The following is a 25,777-nucleotide window of genomic DNA, read 5'->3' on the forward strand; positions in this document are numbered from 1 at the left end:
TTGTGGAGACGTTCCATGGAACGTCTCCACAAAATAAAAAAATTACAATTGGTTTTGTGTTTATGGCTCAAACCGCACTTCTAGGCAAATGGTTTCACCGTTGGTTGCATCCCTGGCGTGGGATTGACTGGTTGCTGTTATTGTTTCCTGTAGGCATCACGCTCTTTTCGAGTCTGTTGATTGCCAGCACCAGGTTATATACCGGTGAGACCGACCTGGCCTGGAACCACGTGATTATGTGCGTGGTTGGCGTAGTTATGTGTATGTGGATCGCCCGTAGTCGCTATGAGTCTTTACTGGAATGGCGTTGGGTTATCTACTTAATTACCAATGTCTCCTTAGTGGCTGTGATGCTGGTGGGTACGGTGGGTAACGGTGCCCAGAGCTGGCTCAGCATTGGTGGCTTTAATATTCAGCCGTCGGAATTTGCTAAAATCGGCATCATCATTACGTTAGCGGCCACCCTAAAAGACCGAGAATCCACCACATTAGTCGGCTTGATAAAGGCTCTGGCCATTACGGGAGTCCCTTGGGCTCTGATTTTTTTACAACCAGACCTTGGCACTTCGCTTGTACTGGGTGCCATCGTTTTAGGGATGCTCTACTGGAGCAATATGAATCCAGGCTGGCTGGTGATTTTGGTGTCGCCCCTGGTTGCTGCCATTATCTTTACTCTGTCGATTCCTGTATGGATTGGCTGGGTAGTGCTGGCCGGAGTCATTGCCTGGATGACGTTACCGCTGCGATGGTATAGCACGTTGATCACCGTTGTCGTCAATTCCATTGCCGGTAAGATTGGCGAGTTGCTTTGGGGACTACTTCAAGATTATCAAAGGGATCGTCTGACTTTATTTTTGAATCCTGAACAGGATCCTTTAGGAGGTGGATATCACTTAATTCAATCAAGGATTGCCATCGGCTCAGGTCAACTGTGGGGTCGAGGCTTATTCCATGGGACCCAGACTCAGCTGAGTTTTATTCCTGAGCAGCATACGGATTTTATTTTCTCGGCCCTGGGTGAAGAACTCGGATTTATGGGTGCCCTGGTCATGGTGTTAGTCTTTTGGTTTATTTGCCTGCGGCTGATTATTATTGCTCAGCATGCAAAGGACAATTTTGGCTCACTATTGGCCATCGGTGTGCTGTCAATGATTGTATTCCAGGTGGTGGTGAATATTGGGATGACTATTGGTCTAGCCCCGATTACGGGGATTCCGCTGCCATGGATGAGCTATGGGCGATCGTCATTGCTGACGAATTTTATTGGCATCGGCATTGTGGAGTCGGTAGCGAATTTTCATCATCGGTTGAAGTTTTAAGGCATCGGTTGTGAAACTCTGGCCCACCGAGTTCAACACCCAGGTAGGTAGGGTTACCCCACACTCATATTTCTGGCATTTTTCAAAGGCCCTTATTAACCCAACATCACCAACTTTTGAGATAGCAGCAAAGGTTTTGGCATTGTGGCAACCCAACCTACCGTTAAACTATTTATTGAAACTCTAGTAAAGCGACACCAATGATAATTTTGCCTGGCTCTCCTGTGAAGGTGACGAATGTAAACGATACATACTATGGGTTTCAAGGATTAGTACAGCGGATTACGGATGGTAAAGTGGCTGTGCTGTTTGAGGGGGGCAACTGGGATAAGCTAGTGACCTTCAGAATGTCTGAACTTGAGGTGGTTAAGCCTAAGCGCGGTAAGAAGAAGTAGGGGCTTGCCTTGTGCATGCCCATCATAAATAAAGCCTCATTTCCACTAATCAAACAAGCAGAAAGAAGGCAAGCCTGGTCAGGGCACCCACAAGGGGAGCCCCTACGGGATGTCTTTTTCTGGAAAGGGTGCTAATGTACTGAAGACGTTTGTACTATGTAAACTATGCGTCTTCCTTTACCACAGCTGGCTGAGCGTGAGCGTCATCCGACCCACATTGCAGAGGTAATTGAAACGGCAACGACTGAGTTTTTGGCTCAATGTTTGGAGCCGGAAGATTTGAGTTTTCCGGCAATGCCACCCTTTGGTAGTTGGGTGAAGTCTTTTGATGAGGAAGCGGGCAATCAGATTTATGGGGTGGTTTACCATGCGACCACTAGCCCAATTGATTCGGTGCATCGGGCGCGGGCATTAGGGATGTCGCTGGAGGATTTACGTCAGCAGCAGCCGCAGATCTTTGCGATGTTGAAAACTGAATTTCGGGTGGCGATTGTCGGATTTGAGACGCCCAGTGAGCGCTACTATCAGCATTTGCCACCGCGACCACCACAGGTGCATCAGGCAGTCTATCGATGCGACCCGGATGAGGTCATCGGCTTTACGGAAGAGTTGGATTTTTTGCGGACGCTGTTGCAGGTGAGTGCGGTACCGAATGAGAGTTTGGTGGCAGCAGCGATTCGTGAGATTTATCAGCTACGGCAGTTTGAACGCGATTGGTTGGTGCTGGCTGGTCGAACGGTTGGGACTTTGCTCAAGGATGATTATGATCGACTGCGGATGATCCTCAATCAGATTCATCCTTAAACTGGCCAGCCAATTTTCTGACCAAATTGCAACGCCTTCTATGATGGACTTTACATTAAACCCACCAGAGGACGTAAATAGATTAGCCATAACAATAACGCTGGCACAACAAACAGTTACCCACTGGAATCAATGGGAAACCTGAAATAACTACATCTGGTTGGCAGTAACTTACGTGGATACTACTGCTCGATTTCCAAGGCACAAAAGTCTCTCCATCCCCAGTTTTTAGTGCTGTGGACTGGCTCAAGTTGAACACCTTAAGGAAAGAGGATTTGTCGAGAGATGGCGGGGTTGAGAGTTACTCAGCGATTCTATTTTTGTGCTAAAGATGGAGCGATTTCCAGGTTAAAAGCTGTTGCTCCTAATTTGTTGTTGAAAACCTGGTGAAAGCTTGACCCCAGATCTACCAGATAGCTTTCACTGTAGGGGGGGGCTATAAATGTAATGCCGGTGGGAATGCCATTGGATTGGAAGCCATTGGGGATTGCGATTGCACTTAAATCTAGCAAATTTACAAAGTTTGTATAATACCCCAAGTTAGAATTTAGTCCCAAAGGCTCCTTTTCAATCTCTTCAATGCGATAAACTGTTCCTGTTGTTGGCACCACTAAACAATCAATCTCTTGCCAAAGGGGCTGAATTTTTTGCTTTAACGTTTCCATTGCATATATCCCTTCAAAGGCTTGAGATGCGCTGATATCTTTGGCTTTGAGAATAATCTCACGGGTGGTGAAAAACACGTTATCCAGATTGGCTTCAACAAATGCCCCCACCGAGGCATAGCGCTCGGCCACCCAGGGGCCATTAAACAACAAGTTGTTCGCCTGCAAGAACGGTTCGTAGTCAATTTCAATGCAGAGCCCACCTAAGTCTGTCAGGGTTTTGATAGCTTTGTTGTAGCAGGCTTCTACATCCGTATTGCCAAAAAACTCTCGCTGGCTGGGCACCCCAAATCGAAATGCTTGCTGGGTCTGATCAGAGCTTAAAGATGCTGGAGGAATATTGGCTGGTCGAGAGAATGGACTGTCTGGATCATATCCTTGGGCAATTTTTAGTATGGTCTGGGCATCTGTTGCCGTCAGCGAAAAAATTGAAAGACAGTCCAATGTTCTACATGCTTCAACCGTATGGCGAGTACTCAATAAGCCTCGCGTGGGTTTAAGTCCAACAATGTTGTTAAATCCAGCCGGGACCCGTCCAGAGCCCCCTGTGTCTGTGCCAATGGCAAACGCTACTAACCCATGGGCAACAGATAAGGCTGCCCCCGAACTGGATCCACCCGGAATATGGTCTTCTGAAAAAGCGTTATGGGGAGCTGTATATCCAGTGCGAATCCCTACGAGTCCTGTGGCAAACTGGTCCAGATTGGTTTTGCCGATGAGTATGGCCCCAGCATCGAGGAGTTTTTGAACGGCTGGATTAGTGTGGGTGGCGTTGTAGGCAAAGGCCGGGCAGGCCGCCGATGTGGGGATGCCTGCCACATCAATACAGTCTTTGACACTGAAGGGAATGCCCCACAGAGGGAGTTGCGATCGCTGGCTTGCGGACATGTTAGTCAGAGCCATCGCTTGTTTAATTAGTGTTTCTTCCGATAGCGTGTAGATCCAAATGCCATCATCTCCACGCTGTTTTAGCTTGGTGATAATGGTTTTAATCACCTGGACAGGCGTGAGTCTTCCCTGGGTATAACGTTCTTGGAGAGAAGAGATCGTTAGGAGAATGTCTATATCGGTGTGCTGAGTCATAATTGCTTTCTTTACGGCATATGCATGGCCAAGGTCTTACTTGGCATAAAACGCAATAGGGCGAGCTATGGGAACAGCAGTATAGAGACAACGCTGTTTTCTGACAAGGGGAAACAGGGTTTGGGGACTTTGATGGATTTGTAGAAGAAAATTTATCGATCCATAAATTTTATTGATTGATAGGGATGACCGTACATAAAGATTTGTAGTAAACGATACGGCTCAAATTTCTACAGCTGTCAAAGTGTCTTCTAACGTGCGAGGTATTGACAGCAAGCTATCAGCAATCATGAGGATTGGAGGCGACCATGCAGCGATCAGTTACACGCTTTTTTAACCGGCGTAGGTTTTTTGCACTCAGCAGTTTAACAGTCTGTTCCTTAACCCTGGCAATAGCCTGTTCACCAACAGCAGACGTTAACCAGCCTGTTGAAGAGACAGCAGAAACAGCTGCTGTTGCTGCATCACCGACATCAGATTTACCCAAGGTGCGGGTAGGATTTCAGACCGGTGATATTAATAACATCACCATGGTTGCTTACAACGAAGGATACTTCGAGAAAGTGGGCCTGGATGTGGAAATGAGTCCCTACTCTTCCGGTGGGGCTATGGTGCCTGCCCTGGCAGCGGGTGAGGTGGATATTACCTGGTTCTTTCCTTTCCCCTCACTGACAGCGTTTGCCACGGGTATTGATATTGAGGTAGTGCTTTTAGACCATGCTCCCCTAACGGCAGAACGCTTGATTGCGAATGAATTGGCAGCAGATGTGCCTAGTCTCAAGGGTAAAAACGTTGGAGTGACCATTGGTACCTCAGGTCACCATTCTCTCCTGGCTGCCCTCGATCAAGCGGGGTTGAGCCAAGACGACATCAACATGGTAAATCTAAAACCGTCTGAAATGGCGGCGGCCTTCTCTGCGAAGAAGATTGATGCAGCTTGGACCTGGGAACCGGCGGCTGGTAAGCTCAATGAGCTGGGGGGTAAGGACATCGCCACAGCAAAATCAGTGGGAGCCTATGCGGTTGCCCTATGGGCCGCTCGTAAAGAGTTTGCAGAGGCCAACCCTGAGGTGATGATCAAGTTTATGGAAGCCTGGGACATGGCCCAGCAGGATTATTTGGCCGATCTAAAATCTGGGCAAAAATGGGAAGCCGAACGTCTAAATCTGACGCCTGAAGAGTTTGGAGCCATGGTTGATCGGCAAGGATCAACAGTGGTGTTAATGGCAGATCAGCTGACTGACGAGTGGTTGGGTACCCCTGGACAGCCTGAGTCCACTAATCTGTATAAGGCTTATGAGGAATATGCTGTGTTCCTCGTGGATCAGGGTCGATTGGATAGTGCGCCAGAAGATTTGACGCCATTGATTAATTCTTCCTACGTGGCGGAATACCTGGAATCGAAATAATCTTCTAACTTTCCATCCATGCCCATTTAAAGATCTGTCTAATTTTTGTCAGCATGTCTCAATCTCCTGTCCACGCAACGGTTAGCTCCCGTGAGCAGCATGGTCAACTTGAGGGAACTCAAGCTGAGATTGTTGCGCTAGATGCCGTCTCTTTCGGGTATAGTCGCAAGCGCTTGGTGCTGCAAGACCTAAACTTGGGTATCCAGCAAGGAGAGTTTTTAACGTTGTTGGGGCCATCGGGATGTGGAAAATCGACCATCCTCAATCTGATTGCTGGATTTTACAAACCATTAGCGGGTACTGTTTCCCACGGTGGGGAGGAGGTCAAGGGGCCATCCGCCAGGCGAGGGGTGGTCTTTCAAAGCAATGCCCTCTTTGACTGGATGACGGTTGAGCAAAATATTGGGTTTGGCTTTCGGTTTCAATCGCTTTCAAAATACGAAAAGCGACATCGAGTGGCAACTATTATTAACCTGGTGGGGTTACGGGGTAATGAGCGTAAGTACCCCTATCAGCTTTCGGGGGGAATGCGGCAACGGGTGGCGGTGGCTCGGTCCATGGTGGTGCAGCCGGAGATTTTGCTGATGGATGAACCTTTTGCGGCAGTGGACGTTCAGACCCGTGAAGGGTTACAGGAGGAGTTGTTAAAGCTTCATGAGCAAGTAGCTGAGGCGATTTTGTTTGTTACCCATAGCATTGAGGAGGCTGTTTTTCTAAGCGATCGCATTGTGATTTTAGATCGCAATTTAGGCGGTATAGCCCACAATATTGAGATTCACCTGCCTGAACCCCGTTATACGGCGATGAATCGGGTGTCGGAGGCGTTTAATCAGTATCGAACGGATCTCTATTTGAAAATGAAGGCGATTAGTTAAAGGTGCAGAGATGGTCCATGGAACGTCTGTGCAGTGGAGAAACGTTCCATGGGTTTATACGTCAGAGGGGAAATAACCTAATGCAGTTGAAGGTGTCTAAACAAGACGGGGTGCCTGCTTTTAAAGGGCAGGATCTGCAAACCCAGGCATTGCGTGAGAAAGGGGTGTTGTTTTGCGTTGCGATCGCAATTCCTACCCTGATCCTCATCCTCTGGGAAACCACCACCCGCATGGGTTGGATCGACGAACTCTTTCTCCCCAGTTTGTCTGGTATTGTCACCGAGTTCTTAGCCATGACCCGCAAAGGGTATGCGGGTACTCCTGTCCTGAGTCATGTTCTAGGCAGTTTGCGGCGGGTATTCACGGCCTTTGGCATTGGTACCGTCGTCGGGTTACTTCTAGGCCTACTCATGGGTTACTACAAGTATGTTCGGGCGGCCTTTTATATCGTCACTGAGATCCTGCGACCGATTCCGCCTTTGGCATTTATCACCCTGTTTATTCTTTGGTTTGGCATTGGTGAAGTCTCTAAAATTTTAATCATCCTCTATGCCGGGGCCTTGATTGTTATGCTCAATACGATGGCAGGTGTGCAGTCTTGTCCCAAGGATAAGATTTTAGCCGCCCGCACCCTGGGGGCAAACGATCTAGCTATTTTTCTATATGTGATTCTGCCTGCGGCATTACCCAGTATCTTTACCGGTATGCGGGTAGCTCTGTCTGTGGATTTTGGTATTTTGGTCGCCGCTGAGCTGTTGGCAGGGGATATAGGCATTGGCTACATCATTCAAGATGCCAGCGTTTTCTTTAATGTAGAAGCGCTGTTTGTTGGCATTTTGATGATTGGCTTTTTTGGGGTGCTGTCCGACTTTCTCCTCAGGGCGATTGCATCAAAAGTCGTGCATTGGCAGGAGTAAAAGTCCGTTGGTGTTAGGGATGTGTGAGAAAAGAAGAAATCGTTTTGAGGCTTGGCAATATCTGGTTGCTACTGTGTGTACACAAGTTCTGGAGACTAGTGCTTGCGGTCGCTTTACCCCCTCTAACTTCCCCTTACCAAGGGGAAGGACCGGAGCTTCCTCCCTTACCGAGGGCAGGGTCGTTTCGTGTTCACCAGAGAAAATCTGTAAGGCTTATTACTTTGTTCATACTGAATCGAGATATGATCGGAGGGAACCAAAACCGGTTGCTTGGGGTCCCTCCGAGTTCCCCAAACCCCCATGGCTAGGGCCGGGAGGCCGCCCTAGGACCCAGCCTACTGAGTTGTCCTCAATTGCATTAAAGTAGGGGTTACGGCGGGGTCGATTAATCAGGTTATCGCATTGTTGTTTGGCCCACCTTCAAGTAGAGCATGCCTTTTCTCAAATAAGCTTTCAATGCCTTCAGATTTTCTGTCCAGACAATGAAACAGCCCTGCTTACCAAGGGGGGATTAAGGGGGGATAAGGCAGGATTTCGAACTCTCTTCTGAGAGATATATACACAGCCTCCTTCTCAACAGAGAAGCTCTATAGCTCGCGAGAAAAGAATATATAGGTTTAGATCATTTATTTTCGGAGTGCATTCAATGTTAGAAACCCTCTCTACCACATCAGAACTGACCGATCTACAAGAACAGATTCTCACCGGTATCACCCAAGAGAAATGCGTGCAGCTGATCAAAGACCTGGTACCCACCGGACAACCGGGCTGTGGTAATTCCATTGACCCGGAAGCTCCCACGGCCCATGAGGAAGATATCTCACGACAGGTGGGACAGCACCTACAGTCCTTAGGGTTAGATGTGGAATGGGTATCGGCCATTGAAGGTAGACCCAATGTAGTCGGTCGCTGGAATGATGGACTACCCGGACCGTCTCTTATCTTTAACGATCATCTGGATACTTACCCCTCCTGTGATCCAAAAGAGTGGCATATGTCGGGACATAACCCCTACAACGCTACCCTGCGCGGCAAGTATCTTTATGGTCGAGGCACATCCGATACCCGTGGCAATATGACCTGCCAGCTGATTGCCATTGAGATGCTGCGTCAGACTGGGGTAAAAATCAACGGCGAGCTGATTTGTGCCTACACTGTAGATGAAGAGCGCCATGGCAAGGCAGGCGCGCTACATTTGTTAAATGACTACGGCCTCACTGCCGATTATGAGATTACGGCGGAGCCCACCTCCTGGACCGAGGGAGACGACTGGGGCATTGGCATTGCCCTGGCTCACTCAGGCCTATGTTTGGTGGATATTGAGACCACGGGGGTGCGATCGCACATTTGGCGACCCGATGAAGGCGTCAATCCCGTATTGCACATGGCTCAGCTGATCGAGACATTGCGCAACACCACTTTTACCCATGACGCACCACAAATTTATGGCCCCACCCAGCCCAGCATTTGCCCAGTCAAAATAGAAGCCGGACAAATTGGGGAAGGGCAGTTTACCCCACCCTCTTGTAAGGCCAGGGTGTGGGTCATTGGCCTGGTGCCCGGCATGACCTACGAGTCCATTGTGCAAGATATGGAAACGGTGATTGCTGAACTACAGGCTAAGGACCCCACCTTTCAGGCGACGATTACCCAGGTAGAAGGAGAGACGTTTGTGCCTGCCTCCATAGAGGTATCAGAAGATGCAGAGCACGTGCAGGCATTATCGAGGGCATACCAGCAGATCTTAGGTAAAGATCCCGTACTCTATCGCAAGAATGCTTACTGCGATACGCTCCGTTTTGCCCACAGTGGGATTCCGTCCATTACCTTTGGTCCGGGTGAAGATGGTTGGCCGCCGGTAAATGAGTTTATCGATATGGACAAAGTTGTAGCAGCAACAAAAATCTATGCATTGTTTCTGTTGGACTTTTTTAAGGTACAGCAGGGTTAGCCAACCGATCTCAGAGTTTAACCAAGGCAGACATAAGACCAGATTTTCAACAGACAGTCCATCTCACACACGCCCTGGCTTTGCTAGGGTTTTCTTTTGATTATGAATACCCATCAAATAACGGTTCCGGCTCAACCCTATCCTCTAAAGCTCGACCTGGCGCATACAGCCCTATTAGTGATCGATATGCAAAATGACTTTTGTACCCTGGGGGGGTGGGCCGATTGTAAGGGGTTTGATGTGAGTCAGACTCAGAAGCCGATTAAACCTTTGCAAGCATTATTACAGTCATTGCGGCAAACACCCGTGACGATTATTCATACTCGTGAGGGGCATCGTCCGGATTTAAGTGATTGTCCACCCCATAAGCTGGCGCGTTCTAAAAAACAAAACGCAGAAATTGGTAGTGAAGGAGCCATGGGGCGGTTGCTAACCCGAGGTTCCAAGAGCCATGATTTTGTGGATGCGCTACAGCCAATATCGGGGGAAATTGTGTTGGATAAGCCTGGTAAAGGGGCCTTCGTAGCAACGGATTTGGATTTAATTTTACGACAGCGAAATATTCGAACGTTGTTACTAACGGGAGTAACAACAGAGTGCTGTGTGCATACGACACTGCGAACGGCCAATGATTTAGGCTATGAATGTTTGCTGCTAGAAGATTGTTGTGCCTCGTTAAATCCGGAGTTTCATCGAGTGTCAGTGGCAATGACACAGACGATTTTTGGATGGGTAACAACGTCTGGGCAAGTGCTGACAGCTGTCAATCTACAGGATATTTGACAGCTCCTTTTGATGTGATTACTATGTAATTACAGTTCGTGTTTGCAGTTATCTAGATATGGGCACAGTTATCAAAACTCGAATCGTTAGAATTGGTAACTCACAAGGTGTTCGCATTCCTAAACTTCTCTTAGAGCAAAGCGGTATTCATGAAGAAGTAGAAATTGAAGTACAGGGTGATTGTCTGACTATTCGCACAGCGCAGTGTTGGCGTGCTGGATGGGATGAAGCCTTTGCTGCAATGGCTGCGAATCAAGATGATGTCCTTCTAGATGAAGTCAACGCTAATGACTGGGATCACTCTGAATGGGAATGGTAGTCAATCGTTTTGATGTTTTTCTGGTTAATCTAGATCCCACTGTTGGTAGTGAAATTCAGAAAACGCGACCCTGTGTGGTGATCTCACCGGATGAGATGAATCGTTATATTGCTACGGTGATCATTGCTCCCATGACTACAAGAGGTAAGCAATATCCCACCCGTGTAGTCTGTCAATTTCAGGGTAAGAATGGGCAAATTGTTTTGGATCAAATCCGCACAGTCGATAAGAATCGATTGGTTGAAAAGCTTGGTCGAATTAGTGAAGATGAGCAAAAAATGCTGCTTGCTATCTTAGCTGAGATGTTCGCAGAATAGCTTGCTTAACAAGGGCTTGCAATGGATTTAGGTGTTGTGGCAGGACACGTGTAACTCCCCTATGTTGGTATTTATTGGTCAGATGCATGGAACTTATCCGCTAGATCTGACGTTGAATTATAAGTTGGCAGCCGGTACGTTTTAGCTCAAAAACTCTAGTCATAATTAAGCGAGAGAAACTTTTTTGCCGATATCGACTTTAGGCAATGGTAAGTTGAGAAGGAAAATTGCAATTATCACTATGACAAAATCTTCTATAAGAGAGCTTCAATTTGACTTGAAAGATACTGAGATATTCAAAATACCAGATACTAAAACTCGCCTTGACACACTACAGAAATATTTCTTTCCTCGCTTAGAAATATTGATGGATAATACTCTGAAACTTGTTCAGAAAATATATCAATTAAATCCTTACGAAGATATATCTTTTTCGTATAGACCTAGACATAGGCAGAATTCTAAGTCTCCTGTAGATAGATGGGGTGATGTGTATCTAGGGATTTTAGGTAGAAAGATTTCAGGCAAGAAGACAACTCTAAAAAATAAGAATGGAAAGTTTTACTCATACTATTATGGTAACCTAGCGTTCTGCATTGATCCAGAGGGATGCATAAGTACCCAATTCTTTGGATGTAATTTTGATGTAACTCAAAATCTTGATTTCTATAGAGATCTGAAATCTGTCTTCAGCAATGATTTTCGAGATCTACAGTCTATTTTGATGATGAATCATCTTTCCTGTAACAGTTATTTTCAACTTATAGATTTCTGTGATTGGTTTGATGAAGACAATAGTCTTAGTAGATCAAAAAATGGAGAGCTAAATGTGGGATTTTTTTCAGATCTATACTATTTCCCACTCGATTTCAATAGAGGATTAAAACGTCTCAAACTTGCTTTTGTTGCGCTATATCCTATTTTTAACTCGGTTCGCCTTCTACAGCAGGGTGAATCATGCCATGAGGTAAGTCTAAAGATGAGCGAAATGCTCAGTAAGTACAGAGTTTGGTGTAATGAAGGCGGGTATCATAACGAGTTTTATGAGAAAGTTGATTCAGGTAAAAATTCTGAAACTCTTGAAGTTGGTAATTTACTAGAGCTAGACAGTTATACTTTTACAAGAGCAGGATTGTGGTGGGATGTTCTAGCTCGTGACAACTGGACTTGTTGCAGTTGCGGAAGATCTACAAAACTTCATGGCATCACTCTGCATGTTGACCACATTTTACCGCGCTCGAAGGGGGGGACTGATCATATTGATAACTTACAAGCTCTCTGCTCAAAATGTAACATTGGTAAGAGCAACAAGGATAGTACTAATCTCAGATTAGATCATTGCTCCTAGTAGAAGCTCGTATTTTTTAAGACTGGTGGCTATAACCAGGCTAACCACTGTGGGGAACGGACTGAAGGTTTTCTCTCATTCTTTGTCAAGTTTTTGCAGCCGTTGACCATAAACGTTATTTGGAACACTTACCACAAACAAAGATAAACGCAAGCGATTGACATATAAGAGCTAGAGCGGTTGTGTCGCCCTGTCAGATGCAATTCTTGAAAGTCATTACAATTACGTGTCAACAAAACATAGCCTTGTTGTTTGGCATAATTCAAGACAGCTGAATCAGGTTGTCCTGGTAAACCAGCGTCATTAACTGTTTATTTCAGCTCGTCAGGCCACACGAAAGGAACGTGAATACTATGAAAACTAACGCATTGAAAAAACGATTAGACAGAAATCGCCCAATGACGACAATCACAATTCGGATGCCCGAAGATGTGATTGAAGACTTAAAGCGAATTGCACCGTTACTCGGATTTTCGGGGTATCAACCATTGGCTCGTGCCTACATTGGGCAAGGTCTTCGTGTTGATTTAGAGCGTTTAGAAGGAGATACTGTCTCTGCGTTGATCGCTAGTCTAAATCGCCATGGTGTCAGTGATGAAATCTTGCAGGAAGCGCTTGATGAAGTTACTCAGCGATAGCTATACGTTTACTGCTCGCTACGTCCCATTACAGCTAGGCCAATGCCACCTAAAATCAACAAAGACGCCAAGACCAATCGTGCGCTCAATGTCTCTTGCAAAAATAAAATCCCCCCTAATGCAGCAATCACAGGCACTGCTAACTGTACTGTTGCCGCCCGCGTTGCCGTTAGGCCTTTTAGCGCCGCATACCAAATTGCATAGCCCACACCAGAGGCTAGCGCCCCTGATAACAAGGCTAAAACCGCACCTGTTAGAGTCAGATGCATTGCCGATAAGTTCACCAGACTCACCCCAACGGCAAAGGGAACTGCCCGTACAAAATTAGTCGTTGTATAGGCTACTGGGTCCTGGCTTCCACGACCGAGCAGCGAATAAAATCCCCAAGCGACACCTGCCATCACCATTAGGAGAGAACCCATCACTGGCGGCGCTGCCAAACCGGGTGATACCAGATATAACAATCCCATCAGCGCCAGTAGTAACCCTACCCATTCCAATGGATGTGGCTTTTCCCCCTGTTTTAAGGCAGCTACAATCATCGTTACCTGCACTGAGCCAAAAAGAATTAAGGCTCCGGTGCCTGCGGCTAGTTGCAAGTATGAAAACGAAAAGGTAACTGCGTAGAGAAACAGCATCAATGCGGCTGTCCATTTGCCCTGGAGCTTTACAACAGACTTTCTCGGAGAGAACGTCATAATGGCTAACAACATGGCTGCACCAGAAACTAATCGCAGCGTCATAAAACTGGCTGCATCAATGGAGCCTGGACCCAGGGCCATGCGGGTAAGTAAGGAATTGGCGGCAAACGCAATTAGCGTGCAGCTAGTCAGAATTGACGTTTTCAGGGCAGGTGCATGATAGGACATGGATTTAAGGTAAAGCCATTCCTGGTCTAAAAGCCAACGCGCTCAGTGTTTGAGGATCGTTAAACAACAAACAGAAGCTTAGGAGTAGAAATTAAATAAATTCCACCTAAACCGGACTTCGGCTCCGCTCAGTCCTCTATTTATGACGTCGAGGAACGTGGATTTTGTTAATTCCTCTATCCTTAGAACGCCGTTGTTGTCTGATTGATTATATGATTTTCTGTCCGATCTACAGTCGGAAAAAATGTATGATTCAAACCAGTAGCGATCGCAGCAAATACCTGTGACAAAGGAGCCTCTCCATCGGCTAAAGGCCGCCCCCTATCACCTCCCTGACAGATCTGAGGATCGATAGGTACCTGGCCCAACAGCGGCACGGATAGTTCCTGGGCCATTTGCTCTCCCCCACCGCTACCAAAAATTGATGTGCGCTCCCCACAGCAGCTGCAGATCAGGTAGCTCATATTCTCTACCAGACCGAGGACGGGCACGCCCACCTGACGAAACATGTGGATACTGCGTCGCACGTCTGAGACTGCCACCTGTTGCGGCGTTGTTACCATCACCACGCCGCAGATGGGGCTTTCTTGAATAATGGTAATCTGGGCATCGCCGGTACCGGGGGGCAGATCAATTAAAAGATAGTCTAACTCTCCCCAATCCACGTCTTGGATAAACTGGGTGATAATCTTATGGAGAACGGGACCACGCCAGGCTAAAGGATGGTCAGGCTCTGCCAGCAGTCCCACCGACATGACCTTAATACCATGGGCCTCCAATGGTTTGAAGCGCTGCCCCTCCGGTGTGTCAATCACCTCAACCGTAGTTTGAGCAAGTCCCAACATCTGGGGCACATTGGGACCGTAGATGTCAGCATCGAGCAGACCCACCTTGGCCCCGGTTTTTGTCAGGGCAGCGGCTAGATTCACAGCTGTGGTGGACTTACCAACACCTCCCTTGCCGCTGGATACGGCCAGCGTCGTGTGCACACCAGGAATTGTGCAAATCTGAATGTAGGCTTTCTGACACCACTCTAAATCTCCCAGGGCTAACTGAGCCTGATCCTTAAGGCCATGCTGATGGGCACCGATATAAAGCTTCAGATACACATAGTTATCCACCACTCGCAGGTTTCGCACCATGCCTAGATCAACAATGTTTTTGTTGAGAATCGGTTCAACCACCTGCTTGAGACATCGAATAGCCGCCTGTTTACGGATGGCTATCACCGGGCTATCGGGGATGGCATCGGGGGACTGGTGAGGGGCACGAACAAAGGGAGAATCATGGTTAGGCATTGGACGCTTCCGCTAGCTGATCCTGAATCTTTTGGATGGCCCGCTGAGAGAAAATCTGTACATCCCGATCTGGGTCATCGAGAGTTTGTTTTAGGGCTGGTAAGACTTCAGGATTACCCAAATTACCCAGGGCAATGGCGGCATCGCGTCGCACATCGGAATACTCGTCAGAAAGGGCTTTGATCAGTATGGGAATGGTCTCATTGGTGGCAACTTTCTGTAAGGCACGGGCGGTAAATTTGCGCACCTGCCAGTGGTCATCGGCCAATGCCTGGGTCAGGGCTGGTGTGGCCGCAGTGGTGGCATGGAGGTCGAGGGACTGGGCTGCGTTACGCCGCACCTGCCAATCTGGGTCATGTGCGATCGCACTACACAACATCGGCACCACCGCCTCATCACTCAAATACCCCAGGGTCAAAATAGCCGAACGTCTGACCTCATCATTAGTATCTTTGGCCAGGGCGAGGGCAGGCTCACAGCGCACCACCTGATTTAGATACCGCAGGGTAACAACAGAGGCCTCCCGCAGTACCGGATTCTCAGACTCAAAGAACGGCAGAATATAGGGCAACGCCTGGGCATCGTGAATTTTGCGCAGCAGGATCAGCACATTCAGCTGCACATTTTCGTCATCGACTTGAATCGCATCCAACAGCTTGAGTAAATCGTCAGGAGCGACCAGTTCTTTCAGGGCAGATAGGGCCTCTTCGCGCACCTCGGGTTCATGGTCAGACCTTAAACAGTCCAACAGCGGCGGGATAACCACTGGATTTGCCATTTCCCAAAGAGCGGTTACGGCAATCTCCTGAACCCTCGGACTCTCATCATTCAAGCTCTGGATCAAGGCGTCAATGGCATCTTCATCCCCCAGGTGCTGTAGTGATTTGGCAGCCACCAAGCGGTCGTTGAGGTCTTGCGATCGCAACATTTCTACCCACTGCACCACTTCTGGATCAAGGTCGGTATGGGCCATGGTGAGTTTTTCTCCCTAACGCAGTAGAAACGGAATCTGAACAGTAATGGCATTGGTGGGACATTCTTTCTCACAGGGAAGGCAAAACCAACACTCGTCGTATTTCATATAGGCTTTGCCAGTCTCAGGGTTTTTTACCAACACATCCAGGGGGCAGACTTCGATGCAGGCCGTACATTTTTCGAGACATTTAGATTCGTCCACAATTACTGGGACATCAACACGCTGGGTGGTTAGAGCCATAGATGGGTTTCTCAATTAAAGAACAGAAATTTTTCGTCCTTTGTAGAGGCGTTCCATGGAACGCCTCTACAAAGGATCCCTACCGTACCGCCACGTCATACACTTCCTGCTGAAGATCCACCTCCACAATATAAGGAGTTACCGAGCGCTTAAACATTTCCATCTTGCCCGATTCTGTTTTCTTTAAGTTCACATGACAGAACCATTCCTCATCATTTTTCTCAGGATAATCCAGACGATAGTGATACAGTCCCCAACGACTCTCCTTACGATAAAGCGATGCCCGGGCCGCCATTTCGGCACAGTCCCGGATAAAGTGAACCTCCATACAGCGCATCAGCTCATGGGGGTCTCGGGCTCCCATCAAATCCAGGGTTTCGTGATACCGCTCAAAGGCCGCAAGACCAATATCCATCTTGGTAGGAGATTTGGGCGGCTGTAGATAATCATTCACATAGCGACGTAGCTTATACTCCACCTGGGTGTGAGGCACGCCATCGGGGCGATCCAAGGGGGCATAGATGCGAGCTTTTTCTGTTGCGAGAAACTCTGGGTCGGGGTCCACATGCTCTAGGCCTTGTACATACTCCATGGCATTGATGCCGGACAGACGTCCAGAAACAAAGGCTCCAATCATGTAGTTGTGGGGCACGCTGGCCATATCACCAGCGGCGTAGAGACCGGGCACGGTGGTTTCAGCCTTGTCACTGACCCAAACGCCGGAGGCGCTGTGGCCACTGCAAAGACCGATCTCTGAAATGTTCATCTCCACCCCGTTGGTGCGGTAGTCTTCCCCTCGTCCTTCATGGAAACGCTCACGGCTGGGGCGTTCATTGGACCAGAGCACCCGCTCAATTTCGGAAATGGTGTCGTCATCCAGGTGATACATCTTCAGGTGTACCGGCCCCTTACCAGAGTTCAACTCTTTCCAGGTTTCCAACATCATCTGGCCACTCCAATAGTCGCAGCTGATGAAGCGATTTCCCTCGGCGTTGGCGGTGTAGGCTCCAAAGGGACTGGCCACATAGGCACAGGCGGGACCGTTGTAGTCTTTGATCAGAGGATTGATCTGAAAACATTCAATGTTGGTCAGCTCTGCTCCGGCGTGGTAGGCCATGGAATAGCCGTCCCCCGCATTGGTGGGGTTCTCGTAGGTACCATAGAGATACCCGGAGGCCGGTAGCCCCAGGCGACCGCAGGCCCCGGTACACAGCACCACGGCCTTTGCCTGGATAACAACAAAGTCTCCCTTGCGCACATCGAAGCCGACGGCTCCAATCACCCGCCCTTCTTTTACCATGACTCGCGTGGCCATTACCCGGTTGGTGACCCGCACCTTATGGCGTTTAACCTGGCGAGAAAGAATCTTTTTAAATCTTTTCCTTCGGGCATGGGCAGTACGTACTTGCCCACGCGGTGTACCTGTTTGAGGTCGTAGTTACCTTCAGTGTCTTTTTGAAATTTAACACCCCAGCTTTCCAGCTCTTGGATGACTTCAAATCCCCAGCGCCCGGTTTGGTAAACATTTTTTTGCTCTAAAACGCCGTCGTTGGCGATGGTGATTTCTCTCACATATTGTTCTGGGGTGGAGTTGCCGGGGATCACGGCGGTGTTGACGCCATCCATGCCCATTGCGATCGCACCGCTACGACGAATATTAGCTTTCTCAAGGATTAAAACATCGGCATCGGGGTTAGCCTGCTTGGCCTTGATACCCGCCATCGTACCGGCGGTACCTCCACCAATCACTAAAAAGTCTGTTTGCAGATGCTGAGTATTCACACAAAAGTCCTCATTTCCAATAAGGTGATCAAACCTCAACCGGTTGGAGGCTCATCAAAAGTAAGCATTAGCTAGTACTTTCTTAAGCCATGGCTTCAGCGGTGTGGTTTCTATAGAAAACTCGCGGTCTAATCTAAAAATCTCAAGTGTCGAACATGGCTTCGTTAAGATGGCGTTGTTTAGAAATATGCATACTTTTCCATGTCCGTTATCCTTATTCTAAAGAGACTCAGTGATCGCCTCAAGATCCTTTGTATCAAAAAGCACTGTTTTTCGATTCAACTTTTTTATATACTCATAAAAATCAGAAATAATATGTTGAGCTGTACGGCCATTAACTTAGGTAATTAAGAGACTAATTAGAGAGGTTACTTGTGCCAAATTTGATTGATTTGGTTACCTGATCGAGCCTTACAGTAGGCCTTTAAATCGTCGCCTAGTTCGCTAGCGATTTTGTTGTGGAAATTTATCATTTAAGAGTCTTTTTAGAGGTCGCACGCTACCTAAGCTTTACCGAAGCAGCAGATGCTCTAAGCCTGACCCAGCCTGCTGTGAGCGCTAAAATTAAGTCTCTGGAGGCCAACCTGGGTGTCGATCTATTTCATCGGCTTGGTCGCAAAATAAAGCTAACCACGGTGGGCAGCTATTTACTCGAAGCAGGCCCTAGTTTACTGGCGTTAGAGAGTCGTTTAATCAATGAAATTAATGAAATTAAACAGGGAAAATATAGCCGTTTAAAAGTTGGCTGTACTGTCAGTATTGCTAGCGGATGGTTATCTAAAATCCTGTTTAAGTATCGTCAGAAATATCCTGATATCGAGCTGAAATGTTTGCCCTTTGACACATCGCAACAGCTACATCAAGCCATCACATTGGGAGAGATTGAAATTGGTTTTGCCGAGACAAATCTCAGTGAATTTGATGAAATAGACTCATTGCCCATTGATAGTTTTCAATATTTCTTGATGGTAGCTGCTGACCATCGGCTAGCCCCGTGCCAATGGCTGAGCCTGCGCGATCTAACCTCAGAAGCATGGGTATTTCCAGGTGCGGGTACACCAGGGCGAGTGGCTTTAGAAGCAAGGCTTGCAGAGTTGGGTATGCACCTCTCGGACTTTGCCCACCGAGAGTTTGTCCAATCGGCTAGCTTATTAAGCACATTTTTGACCCAAGGGCACTATCTAGGCTTTGGCTCCAGCTTACAGCTTCAAACAGAACGTCAAGCCAAGCTCTTGGTGACCATTCCCTTGCAGGAGTTTGCTCTGGATTATCAGCTGTTTATGCTAACGCCTAAACGACTCTCCAGGGTTACCCCACGCCAGGCCCAAAAACATCGCGCCGAAATCCAACCCACTGAACCCCTACAACAATTTATTCAGCTGGTCTCCAAAGAGTCTGAACGGGCTCAGCGGATTAGAGCACAGAAATCATTCTCCAAATCGGCTACGACGGCCCACTTACAATCCCCTAGCCTATGGCTACGCCAGGCTCACGGAGCCTCTTCAGAAACCTTGACGCTGGCTATCGGTACCCAAAACAAAACCATACAAACGGTAACTGCGGGGGTGATTATTCAACGATTGGGACTACTCGAACATTTTTTGCCCAGAAGCGGTCAGTACAGCAAGACAAACTATCAAATTAAATGGCATGACTTTACTTCGGGAGCTCCCATTGCCAAAGGTCTGCAAACCCAACAGCTAGACATCGGTATTTTAGGAGATTACCCTTTGTTACTCAGTGGTCTAGCCGACAGTCTAACCTCAGAGAGTAACTCGTCTTCTGCTACCAAAACTCGATTAGTTAGCTTTGTTGCCAGCAACCCTGATGGGACAGGGAATACCATTATTGTTCCTGGTCGTTCTTCCCTAAGTAGCTTAGATGATTTACGAAATCGAGTACTTGCCGTTCCCTTTGCATCATCTGCCCACGGAATGGTGATGCGTACGCTGTTCCAGGCCAATCTACTCCATAAAGTCACCTTAAACTCAATTGATAACCTGAGCATTGATCGCCTCACCCCCCGTAATGATCGGGCTGATGGCTATGCCTATTTTGCTCCTCTCCATGAAATTGCCAGCCATCATGGTCGGTTCAGGCGTCTAGTTGATGCCCCTGATTTGACAGAATTACCGACATTCCATGGGATTGTTGTTAGAGAGTCCTTTGCTGAACAGCATCCAGAACTAGTGGTTGCTTATTTAAAAGCCTTGATTGCCGCTCAGCATTGGTATATCAACACACCGAGTGCTCTTTCCCTGGTCAGTAATTGGGTCAGGCTAGATCCTGAAATTGTTTCTAAAACCCTTGATTACCAACAGTCAAATCGCACGGGACTGTTTTTCCCAGAAACGCAAATTCGCACGGACTGGATTACAGATCATATCCAACAACTCAAAGTCGTTCCAGGTAATGAGCAACTGGGTGAGATTGATGTCAATAGTTGGATACAGCCTGAATTCTTAGAGACGGCTATAAACTCCTTCTAGGAAATTAAGTGGATGGAAAAAACTATCCATCAATCCGGGCTTTGAATCCGCTCAGCCCTCATCTTCTCTAAATTAGCTGATTAGCGGAGTCTCTAATTTAGCTGGTTGAGTGAAGTCGAAACCAGCGGTATATAGAAACGTTTACTTTGGGCTATCTACTCAATAAAAGGCCTTGATTAACCCCAGACTCAGCAGTGAAATAAAGAACCATGCGGCTCCCCCTAGATAAAGTGGTTTGAGACCAGTTTGTTTCATCTTCAGGAGATCTGTCTCTAACCCCATGGCAGCTAGTGAAAGAGTTAACAGAAATTTATTGCCTTGAATTAAACTATCTTTTAAGGCTGGAGGGAACAGATCTAGACTATTGATGCCAATGAGTACTACAAATCCTACAATAAACCATGGAACGGGTAACTGCCTGGATTTAAAAGAGGAAACACGCAGACGATGGGTAAGATCTGATCCCATTGAGATAGATCTCAGCGTCAGCATAATCGGGACTAGAAATAACATCCGTGCTAACTTGGCCACAGTGGCTAACTCACCACTAACATCTCCCTGTTGAAAGGCTGCTGCTACTACCTGAGCCACCTCATGAATAGACGTTCCAGACCATACACCAAAAGCGACTGGCGTGAGCTGGAGCATCGTTGAGAGTATAGGGTAAAGCAACATCGAAATTGTGCCAAACACTGTCACGATCGTAATTGCATAGGCTACATCTTCGTCTTGTCCCTCTAGGAGAGTATTTGTAGCAACTACAGCCGATGCGCCGCAGATTGAAGTGCCTGCTGCAATTAGATGGGCTAGCTTACGGCTAACGCCCAGATGACGCCCTAACCAACAGGTAAATACAAAAGTAGAACCAACGGTGGCAGCGACAATCATTAACCCGACGGGACCAACCTGGATCAGCTGGAACACACTCAGCTGTAGTCCCAGTAAAATAATCGCTAGCCGTAAAATGCGTTTGAGCGAAAAGGTGATGCCTGGCTGGCAGACTTTGGGAACTCCAGCGGTATTTTTGACCAGAATACCCAATAGGACCGCTAAAATTAAGGGACTCAATAATCCTAAGCCTGGCAGCTGTTGTAGTCCTGTTGCCAGGAAGGCTATTCCAGTTGCCAAAGCAAGGCCAACCAACGTAGTTAGGCTGGTAAGGTTAAGCATGTGTGGTTGTAGGGGATAAAAATACCCAGATGTTGGAGAGACGTTCCATGGAACGTCTGTACATTCAATTACTATGAATCTAGTTGATTTTATTTCCTAGTGAGTCTCCATACTCTTCAGCGTTTCTTCTCGAATTAATTCAAAGACCTGACGATTAAGCTGACTAAACTCTGGCGTTAGTATGTCATCAACATGGCGGGGCCTCACTAGGGGAATATCCAACTCTGCTTTGATACGACCTGGCTGTACGCCCATCACAAAAATGCGATCGCCCAAAAAGACCGCTTCTTCAATATCGTGGGTAACAAAAATGACCGTAGTTTTTAATGTCTCCCAGATATTGAGCAATAACTCCTGCATCATGTGACGAGTTTGAGCATCTAAGGCTGCAAAGGGCTCATCCATCAACAATACTGAGGGTGAATTAACCAAGGCCCTAACAATGCTGGCTCGCTGCTGCATTCCGCCCGAAAGCTGTCTGGGGTAGGCATTGCGATATTTGCCCAGCCCCACTAGATTTAGATATTCTCCCACCATATCCTCTCGTTCTGCTTTGGGGATACCCTTAATCTTTAGACCAAACTCAACATTTTGATAGGTTGTTTTCCAGGGGAGTAACGAATACTGCTGAAAGACAAACCCTCGATCGGCCCCTGGTTTTCTAACTTGTTTTTGATCGACCATGACATAGCCAGCCGTGGGTTTGATAAAACCGGCAATAATATTCAGCAGCGTGGATTTACCACATCCTGAGGGGCCTAAAAGACAAACTAGTTCCCCCGGCTTTATGTGTAAATTGACCGAATCTAAAACCTGGGTGGAGTGGCCCTTTCGATTAAAGATCATCGAAATTCCTTCCACGTTGACCGAGCCTTTGGCTTTAGATGTTGTTGCCGCTGATGCTGTCACAGCCTCTTTTATCATGGTGGGCACTCCTACTGATTTAAGCATCCTGTTTTTTGATCACACGCCAGGGCATCAAGGCCGCTGTGCTGCGCCCAACCGCCCACGAACTCAGGGCCCCCATCAATCCAATCAGCAACATGCCCATGACAATGGGAGGATAGTTGGATGTAACATAGGACTCCCAGGTAATGTAGCCCACACCGTACCGGCCAGCCAAAATCTCAGCAGTCACTAAGCAAAACCAGGCATTGCCCATGCCAATGGTCAATCCACTGGCTATGCCAGGCAAGGCTCCTGGAATGACAATATCTTTGAAAACATGCCATTGATTGGCCCCTAGACATTGACCTACCCGAATCAGGACAATGTCGTGCAGAATATTCTCAACTGCACGAATTGTGCTGATCAAAACCGGGAAGAATGCGCCAATAAAGGTGATATAAATCATTCCCGTCTCAGCGTTGGGAAACATTAAGATGGCGAGTGGAATCCAGGCCACAGCCGGTATGGGTCTAAGCAGTTCTAATGCTGGCATTAAAAGGTCTTCAGCAATTTGAAACCAGCCAATAATAATCCCCAAGACGACCGCCAAAACAGATGCTACAGCAAACCCTACCAATACCCGTACCACGCTAGAGCGGATATGCACCCAGGGGTCACTGGTAAAGAAATCGACAGTGGCTTTTGCCACCTCCCATGGAGAGGGGATCAGCTGAAAGTTAATAAAGAACTTAAAGCCAATCATACATAGGATTTGCCAGATCCCAAAAAAGAGGGCCAGGGCGATAAACCGCCTGACAGAACGGCCTGACAAGATGACCTGTAGGGTTTGATATAAGCTTGACATCGGGCTAGAGCTACGAGCCCGAACGTGAGATTGAGGCAGGGTGCTGGCCATAGGAGAGAATTATTAAAGGAATGGTTGAGAGCATGTATTCTTAACCCGCCAACGCTGGTACAGCCTCCAACAGTGTCTGCTTCAAATCCTCCACAGTTAAACGGCTAATGCGAGCTGGCTGAGGTCCGTTGGCATAGGTCTGTAGCAGGCTCTTAAAGGTGGTTACCTGGCCACCGGACTCAGAGGCAAACGCCTGGGCATCGGCTTCTAGCAAAAAGGCCGATACTTCATCTCCATTTTTGACATAGTGAGAGTTCTCCGCAAACAGCTTCCAGCCTTTGTTGCGATCGTGGACAAAGATCACATCAGAAGCTTTGCCATCAGCCTGTAGCTCGTTGAGCTTTTTGATCATGTTAGGAATGGTGGCAAAATTAGTCACTGTGGGCTCTTCTTGGATCCACAGCTGGGCTGCCATTTTGGGCTCTTCAATTGGCTCGTTGGTGAGGGCGTCATTTCCGGTGATGACATAGCTTTCGCCCACTTCAATCACTTCGTCATAGTTCAAGCCCATGTTGTCCATGGCTGTTTTTAAGAAGCTTTCATCGACCCACTGGGTAACATCGTCTGGGTTGACCGGGGATTCAATTTTACCCAGACTAATCAACGTGGCAATACTGTTTTTGAGCGCTTCTAACTGCACTTCACCAATACTTGGGTTTATAGGCTGTAGCCCAGACGGCCCCAGAAACATATAAACGACTTCTTTCTCAATACCTGACCATTCTTCAATTTGGGCAGAGATCTCTTCGGGCTTCTCTTGAAACGTTTGGTTAGCTTCCAGCATTGCCTGAAGATAGGCCTGAACGATTTCGGGGTGCTCTTCGGCAAAATCCGAACGAACAACAATGCCGTGTAGGGTGGGAACGCCTGTTTGGGCTCCATCAAAAATCTTCTTGGCAAATCCTCGGAAGGGGAATAATTCTCCAAAGGGGACAAAGTCAGCGTGGGCATCAATTTGACCCGTACGTAGGCTGGTACCACCCACCTCCGGTGCTTGGCTAATCAGTTTGACATCTGACTCTGGGTCAATACCAGCGTCGCTCAAGGCTTTGAGCACCATGCCGTGAGCTGCGGAGCCAAAAGGAACGGATACAGAGCCTCCTTTTAGATCCGCTAAAGAGGTGACATCACTATCCTTGGGAACAACAACCGCATTACCTGCTCCGTTAGGGCTATAGGCTAGGGTGCCAATAAATGTGGAGGTAACTCCCTCAACCTCCTCTTGGAATTTAATCAGATTAATAACGGCTGGAAAATCTCCCATTAAACCAATATCAATCTGGTCAGCAAGCATTTTGTTGGTAATAGGTGGTCCTGAGGTGTAGCTAGACCATTGAATATCGTATTCTACATTTTCGTATTTGCCTGTTGTTGGCAGATGTTTTTCCAATAGCCCTAATTCTCGTACGGTGGCACCGCCAACAGCCGTATTAATTACCTGGTCTTGGGTCCCAATAGAAATACGGATCACCTCTCCATTGCCAGTACTGGCTGTATTGGCTGCACCTTCGGCATTTTCGCTGGGGCCAGAGCAAGATGTAATCAAAACTGAAGAAAACGTCAGGGCACAAGAGAGAGAAAGTCTTCTGAACCAAAGATAATGAGGCTTCATGGCGGGGACTCCTATCAATTTGCTTCATTTAATCGATGATAACCATAAAGTATCTGTATCTCTATTTACAGATATCTTTTATCGAGGTGTTAGCTCAATAAGGGTTTTGATTAGACCCATAGATTTCTTTTATTGGTGTGCTTCTAGTTTTGTAGTGACCCCCAAAAAATTAGGACAGAGCTGAGAGAGCGTAAGCTAGAGTCCAAAGGCCCTGATCTTGCTTTTTAATGTGGGAGTGCTGCAGTGGACGTCATTTTGCCGAAGCCATGCAAATAGGCAGAGGAGATTTTAAAATTTCCACAGGCTGGCGCGGTCGATAAATCTCTACGGTCTGATCCTGGGGATTAAGCAACCATCCCAAACATACTCCATTTGCCTGGTACTCCTGCATTTTGGTCTGGAGTGTTGCCAAACTATCGGAAGCAGATCGTAACTCGATAACAAAGTCAGGGGCAATGGGTGGAAACTTTTGTTGTTCTGTGGGGTTAAGGGGTTCCCAACGGCTACGTTTCTTCCTGGGATGAACGTTCAAATTTAACGTCAGGATTGGCACGACAAAGCTGGTAAAATGCTTCGTCGGTTAACCGGCCAATGGGATCAAGGGTAATGGTGAAGGCTGTCATGGCTGGAGGGTTAAGGCTAGCCGTTATTAGTTTGATTGTAGAAGATAGGCTACGGAGGTCAGGGAGTAGGCGATGTATTGGGCGGCAGTCG

Annotated in this window: 23 protein-coding genes and 2 pseudogenes; 13 read left to right on the plus strand and 12 right to left on the minus strand. The window is 47.5% G+C overall.

Going from position 1 to position 25,777, the window contains the following annotated elements; genetic code table 11:
* The first annotated feature begins 62 nt into the window (after nt 1-62).
* The 3 genes from rodA (at nt 63) to U2F10_RS31180 (ending at nt 2,518) form a co-directional block, all read left to right on the plus strand.
* The gene (rodA, locus tag U2F10_RS31170; protein ID WP_163668886.1) at nt 63-1,319 is read left to right on the plus strand and encodes a rod shape-determining protein RodA; all 1,257 of its coding nucleotides are present in this window, start codon (nt 63-65) and stop codon (nt 1,317-1,319) included.
* Between the two features lie 200 nt (nt 1,320-1,519).
* Nucleotides 1,520-1,714, plus strand: a complete 195-nt coding sequence (locus U2F10_RS31175; RefSeq protein WP_006517769.1) for an NAD(P)H dehydrogenase subunit NdhS — start codon at nt 1,520-1,522, stop codon at nt 1,712-1,714.
* 165 nt (nt 1,715-1,879) lie between these two features.
* Nucleotides 1,880-2,518, plus strand: a complete 639-nt coding sequence (locus tag U2F10_RS31180) for an HAS-barrel domain-containing protein (protein WP_163668888.1) — start codon at nt 1,880-1,882, stop codon at nt 2,516-2,518.
* A gap of 314 nt (nt 2,519-2,832) precedes the next feature.
* On the opposite strand, the gene atzF is transcribed toward U2F10_RS31180, so the two are convergent.
* Nucleotides 2,833-4,266, minus strand: coding sequence for an allophanate hydrolase (atzF, locus tag U2F10_RS31185; RefSeq protein ID WP_499874222.1), 1,434 nt, complete (start codon nt 4,264-4,266; stop codon nt 2,833-2,835).
* 308 nt (nt 4,267-4,574) lie between these two features.
* Here atzF and U2F10_RS31190 point away from each other — a divergent pair, with 308 nt between their 5' ends.
* The 8 genes from U2F10_RS31190 to U2F10_RS31225 all read left to right on the plus strand — a co-directional run bounded on the left by U2F10_RS31190 (nt 4,575) and on the right by U2F10_RS31225 (nt 12,185).
* Nucleotides 4,575-5,675, plus strand: a complete 1,101-nt coding sequence (locus U2F10_RS31190) for a taurine ABC transporter substrate-binding protein (protein ID WP_499874224.1) — start codon at nt 4,575-4,577, stop codon at nt 5,673-5,675.
* Between the two features lie 53 nt (nt 5,676-5,728).
* Nucleotides 5,729-6,550: an ABC transporter ATP-binding protein gene (locus U2F10_RS31195; protein WP_499874225.1), complete on the plus strand. Its 822-nt coding sequence runs from the start codon at nt 5,729-5,731 to the stop codon at nt 6,548-6,550.
* Nucleotides 6,551-6,567: 17 nt separating this feature from the next.
* Nucleotides 6,568-7,467, plus strand: coding sequence for an ABC transporter permease (locus tag U2F10_RS31200; protein WP_499874226.1), 900 nt, complete (start codon nt 6,568-6,570; stop codon nt 7,465-7,467).
* 646 nt (nt 7,468-8,113) lie between these two features.
* Nucleotides 8,114-9,418 carry a M20 family metallopeptidase gene (locus tag U2F10_RS31205; protein WP_499874227.1) on the plus strand — a complete coding sequence of 435 codons (1,305 nt, stop codon included), beginning with the start codon at nt 8,114-8,116 and terminating at the stop codon, nt 9,416-9,418.
* A gap of 102 nt (nt 9,419-9,520) precedes the next feature.
* Nucleotides 9,521-10,201, plus strand: a complete 681-nt coding sequence (locus U2F10_RS31210; RefSeq protein WP_499874228.1) for a cysteine hydrolase family protein — start codon at nt 9,521-9,523, stop codon at nt 10,199-10,201.
* 58 nt (nt 10,202-10,259) lie between these two features.
* Nucleotides 10,260-10,520, plus strand: a complete 261-nt coding sequence (locus U2F10_RS31215) for an AbrB/MazE/SpoVT family DNA-binding domain-containing protein (RefSeq protein WP_499874230.1) — start codon at nt 10,260-10,262, stop codon at nt 10,518-10,520.
* On the plus strand, nt 10,508-10,837 hold the full coding sequence (locus tag U2F10_RS31220; RefSeq protein WP_499874231.1) for a type II toxin-antitoxin system PemK/MazF family toxin: 330 nt from the start codon (nt 10,508-10,510) through the stop codon (nt 10,835-10,837). Before U2F10_RS31215 ends, U2F10_RS31220 begins: the two co-directional genes overlap by 13 nt.
* A 241-nt stretch (nt 10,838-11,078) precedes the next feature.
* Nucleotides 11,079-12,185 (plus strand): HNH endonuclease, encoded by a 1,107-nt coding sequence (locus tag U2F10_RS31225; protein WP_499874232.1) that lies wholly within the window; start codon nt 11,079-11,081, stop codon nt 12,183-12,185.
* A 128-nt stretch (nt 12,186-12,313) separates the two neighbouring features.
* Here U2F10_RS31225 and U2F10_RS31230 read toward each other — a convergent pair.
* A pseudogene (locus tag U2F10_RS31230) lies at nt 12,314-12,484 on the minus strand (DUF5615 family PIN-like protein); the annotation flags it as partial.
* A 54-nt stretch (nt 12,485-12,538) separates the two neighbouring features.
* Between U2F10_RS31230 and U2F10_RS31235 the strand changes: the two are divergent.
* Nucleotides 12,539-12,823, plus strand: a complete 285-nt coding sequence (locus U2F10_RS31235) for a hypothetical protein (RefSeq protein WP_499874234.1) — start codon at nt 12,539-12,541, stop codon at nt 12,821-12,823.
* A gap of 8 nt (nt 12,824-12,831) precedes the next feature.
* Here the strand turns inward: U2F10_RS31235 and U2F10_RS31240 are convergent, their stop codons facing one another.
* The 5 genes and pseudogenes from U2F10_RS31240 to U2F10_RS31260 form a co-directional block, all read right to left on the minus strand.
* Complete coding sequence (locus U2F10_RS31240) at nt 12,832-13,692, minus strand: DMT family transporter (RefSeq protein WP_499874235.1); 861 nt, start codon at nt 13,690-13,692, stop codon at nt 12,832-12,834.
* A gap of 182 nt (nt 13,693-13,874) precedes the next feature.
* A complete protein-coding gene (locus U2F10_RS31245) occupies nt 13,875-14,990 on the minus strand; it encodes an Mrp/NBP35 family ATP-binding protein (RefSeq protein ID WP_499874236.1) in 1,116 nt (371 codons plus the stop codon).
* Nucleotides 14,983-15,963 carry a HEAT repeat domain-containing protein gene (locus U2F10_RS31250; protein ID WP_163668490.1) on the minus strand — a complete coding sequence of 327 codons (981 nt, stop codon included), beginning with the start codon at nt 15,961-15,963 and terminating at the stop codon, nt 14,983-14,985. The genes U2F10_RS31245 and U2F10_RS31250 overlap by 8 nt, the downstream gene beginning before the upstream one ends.
* A 15-nt stretch (nt 15,964-15,978) precedes the next feature.
* A complete protein-coding gene (locus U2F10_RS31255; RefSeq protein ID WP_006517750.1) occupies nt 15,979-16,206 on the minus strand; it encodes a 4Fe-4S dicluster domain-containing protein in 228 nt (75 codons plus the stop codon).
* Nucleotides 16,207-16,285: 79 nt separating this feature from the next.
* Nucleotides 16,286-17,928: pseudogene (locus U2F10_RS31260) on the minus strand (fumarate reductase/succinate dehydrogenase flavoprotein subunit).
* Nucleotides 17,929-18,446: 518 nt separating this feature from the next.
* Between U2F10_RS31260 and U2F10_RS31265 the strand changes: the two are divergent.
* Nucleotides 18,447-20,477: a LysR family transcriptional regulator gene (locus tag U2F10_RS31265; RefSeq protein WP_499874238.1), complete on the plus strand. Its 2,031-nt coding sequence runs from the start codon at nt 18,447-18,449 to the stop codon at nt 20,475-20,477.
* 159 nt (nt 20,478-20,636) lie between these two features.
* Here U2F10_RS31265 and U2F10_RS31270 read toward each other — a convergent pair whose 3' ends face one another.
* From U2F10_RS31270 to U2F10_RS31290, 5 genes are all read right to left on the minus strand, one after another.
* Nucleotides 20,637-21,647 carry a YeiH family protein gene (locus U2F10_RS31270; protein WP_163668496.1) on the minus strand — a complete coding sequence of 337 codons (1,011 nt, stop codon included), beginning with the start codon at nt 21,645-21,647 and terminating at the stop codon, nt 20,637-20,639.
* A 96-nt stretch (nt 21,648-21,743) separates the two neighbouring features.
* Nucleotides 21,744-22,571 carry an ABC transporter ATP-binding protein gene (locus U2F10_RS31275; RefSeq protein ID WP_163668499.1) on the minus strand — a complete coding sequence of 276 codons (828 nt, stop codon included), beginning with the start codon at nt 22,569-22,571 and terminating at the stop codon, nt 21,744-21,746.
* Between the two features lie 19 nt (nt 22,572-22,590).
* Nucleotides 22,591-23,451, minus strand: coding sequence for an ABC transporter permease (locus tag U2F10_RS31280; RefSeq protein WP_163668501.1), 861 nt, complete (start codon nt 23,449-23,451; stop codon nt 22,591-22,593).
* Nucleotides 23,452-23,491: 40 nt separating this feature from the next.
* Nucleotides 23,492-25,063 (minus strand): ABC transporter substrate-binding protein, encoded by a 1,572-nt coding sequence (locus U2F10_RS31285; RefSeq protein ID WP_163668503.1) that lies wholly within the window; start codon nt 25,061-25,063, stop codon nt 23,492-23,494.
* Nucleotides 25,064-25,313: 250 nt separating this feature from the next.
* Nucleotides 25,314-25,616 (minus strand): Uma2 family endonuclease, encoded by a 303-nt coding sequence (locus U2F10_RS31290; protein WP_499874240.1) that lies wholly within the window; start codon nt 25,614-25,616, stop codon nt 25,314-25,316.
* Nucleotides 25,617-25,777 lie beyond the last annotated feature (161 nt).

It is taken from the genome of Leptothoe sp. EHU-05/26/07-4 (assembly GCF_043421015.1).
Taxonomy (GTDB): domain Bacteria; phylum Cyanobacteriota; class Cyanobacteriia; order Phormidesmidales; family Phormidesmidaceae; genus Leptothoe; species Leptothoe turfae.

Excerpts from the sequence above, each read along its gene's own strand:
- U2F10_RS31235 (WP_499874234.1), top strand. The coding sequence starts at position 12,539 with ATGAAAACTAACGCATTGAAAAAACGATTAGACAGAAATCGCCCAATG.
- U2F10_RS31175 (WP_006517769.1), top strand. The coding sequence starts at position 1,520 with ATGATAATTTTGCCTGGCTCTCCTGTGAAGGTGACGAATGTAAACGAT.
- U2F10_RS31180 (WP_163668888.1), top strand. The coding sequence starts at position 1,880 with ATGCGTCTTCCTTTACCACAGCTGGCTGAGCGTGAGCGTCATCCGACC.
- atzF (WP_499874222.1), bottom strand. The coding sequence starts at position 4,266 with ATGACTCAGCACACCGATATAGACATTCTCCTAACGATCTCTTCTCTC.
- U2F10_RS31220 (WP_499874231.1), top strand. The coding sequence starts at position 10,508 with ATGGGAATGGTAGTCAATCGTTTTGATGTTTTTCTGGTTAATCTAGAT.
- U2F10_RS31280 (WP_163668501.1), bottom strand. The coding sequence starts at position 23,451 with ATGGCCAGCACCCTGCCTCAATCTCACGTTCGGGCTCGTAGCTCTAGC.
- U2F10_RS31190 (WP_499874224.1), top strand. The coding sequence starts at position 4,575 with ATGCAGCGATCAGTTACACGCTTTTTTAACCGGCGTAGGTTTTTTGCA.
- U2F10_RS31210 (WP_499874228.1), top strand. The coding sequence starts at position 9,521 with ATGAATACCCATCAAATAACGGTTCCGGCTCAACCCTATCCTCTAAAG.
- U2F10_RS31250 (WP_163668490.1), bottom strand. The coding sequence starts at position 15,963 with ATGGCCCATACCGACCTTGATCCAGAAGTGGTGCAGTGGGTAGAAATG.
- U2F10_RS31195 (WP_499874225.1), top strand. The coding sequence starts at position 5,729 with ATGTCTCAATCTCCTGTCCACGCAACGGTTAGCTCCCGTGAGCAGCAT.
- U2F10_RS31205 (WP_499874227.1), top strand. The coding sequence starts at position 8,114 with ATGTTAGAAACCCTCTCTACCACATCAGAACTGACCGATCTACAAGAA.
- rodA (WP_163668886.1), top strand. The coding sequence starts at position 63 with ATGGCTCAAACCGCACTTCTAGGCAAATGGTTTCACCGTTGGTTGCAT.
- U2F10_RS31255 (WP_006517750.1), bottom strand. The coding sequence starts at position 16,206 with ATGGCTCTAACCACCCAGCGTGTTGATGTCCCAGTAATTGTGGACGAA.
- U2F10_RS31240 (WP_499874235.1), bottom strand. The coding sequence starts at position 13,692 with ATGTCCTATCATGCACCTGCCCTGAAAACGTCAATTCTGACTAGCTGC.
- U2F10_RS31275 (WP_163668499.1), bottom strand. The coding sequence starts at position 22,571 with ATGATAAAAGAGGCTGTGACAGCATCAGCGGCAACAACATCTAAAGCC.
- U2F10_RS31285 (WP_163668503.1), bottom strand. The coding sequence starts at position 25,063 with ATGAAGCCTCATTATCTTTGGTTCAGAAGACTTTCTCTCTCTTGTGCC.
- U2F10_RS31200 (WP_499874226.1), top strand. The coding sequence starts at position 6,568 with ATGGAACGTCTGTGCAGTGGAGAAACGTTCCATGGGTTTATACGTCAG.
- U2F10_RS31245 (WP_499874236.1), bottom strand. The coding sequence starts at position 14,990 with ATGCCTAACCATGATTCTCCCTTTGTTCGTGCCCCTCACCAGTCCCCC.
- U2F10_RS31270 (WP_163668496.1), bottom strand. The coding sequence starts at position 21,647 with ATGCTTAACCTTACCAGCCTAACTACGTTGGTTGGCCTTGCTTTGGCA.
- U2F10_RS31225 (WP_499874232.1), top strand. The coding sequence starts at position 11,079 with ATGACAAAATCTTCTATAAGAGAGCTTCAATTTGACTTGAAAGATACT.
- U2F10_RS31215 (WP_499874230.1), top strand. The coding sequence starts at position 10,260 with ATGGGCACAGTTATCAAAACTCGAATCGTTAGAATTGGTAACTCACAA.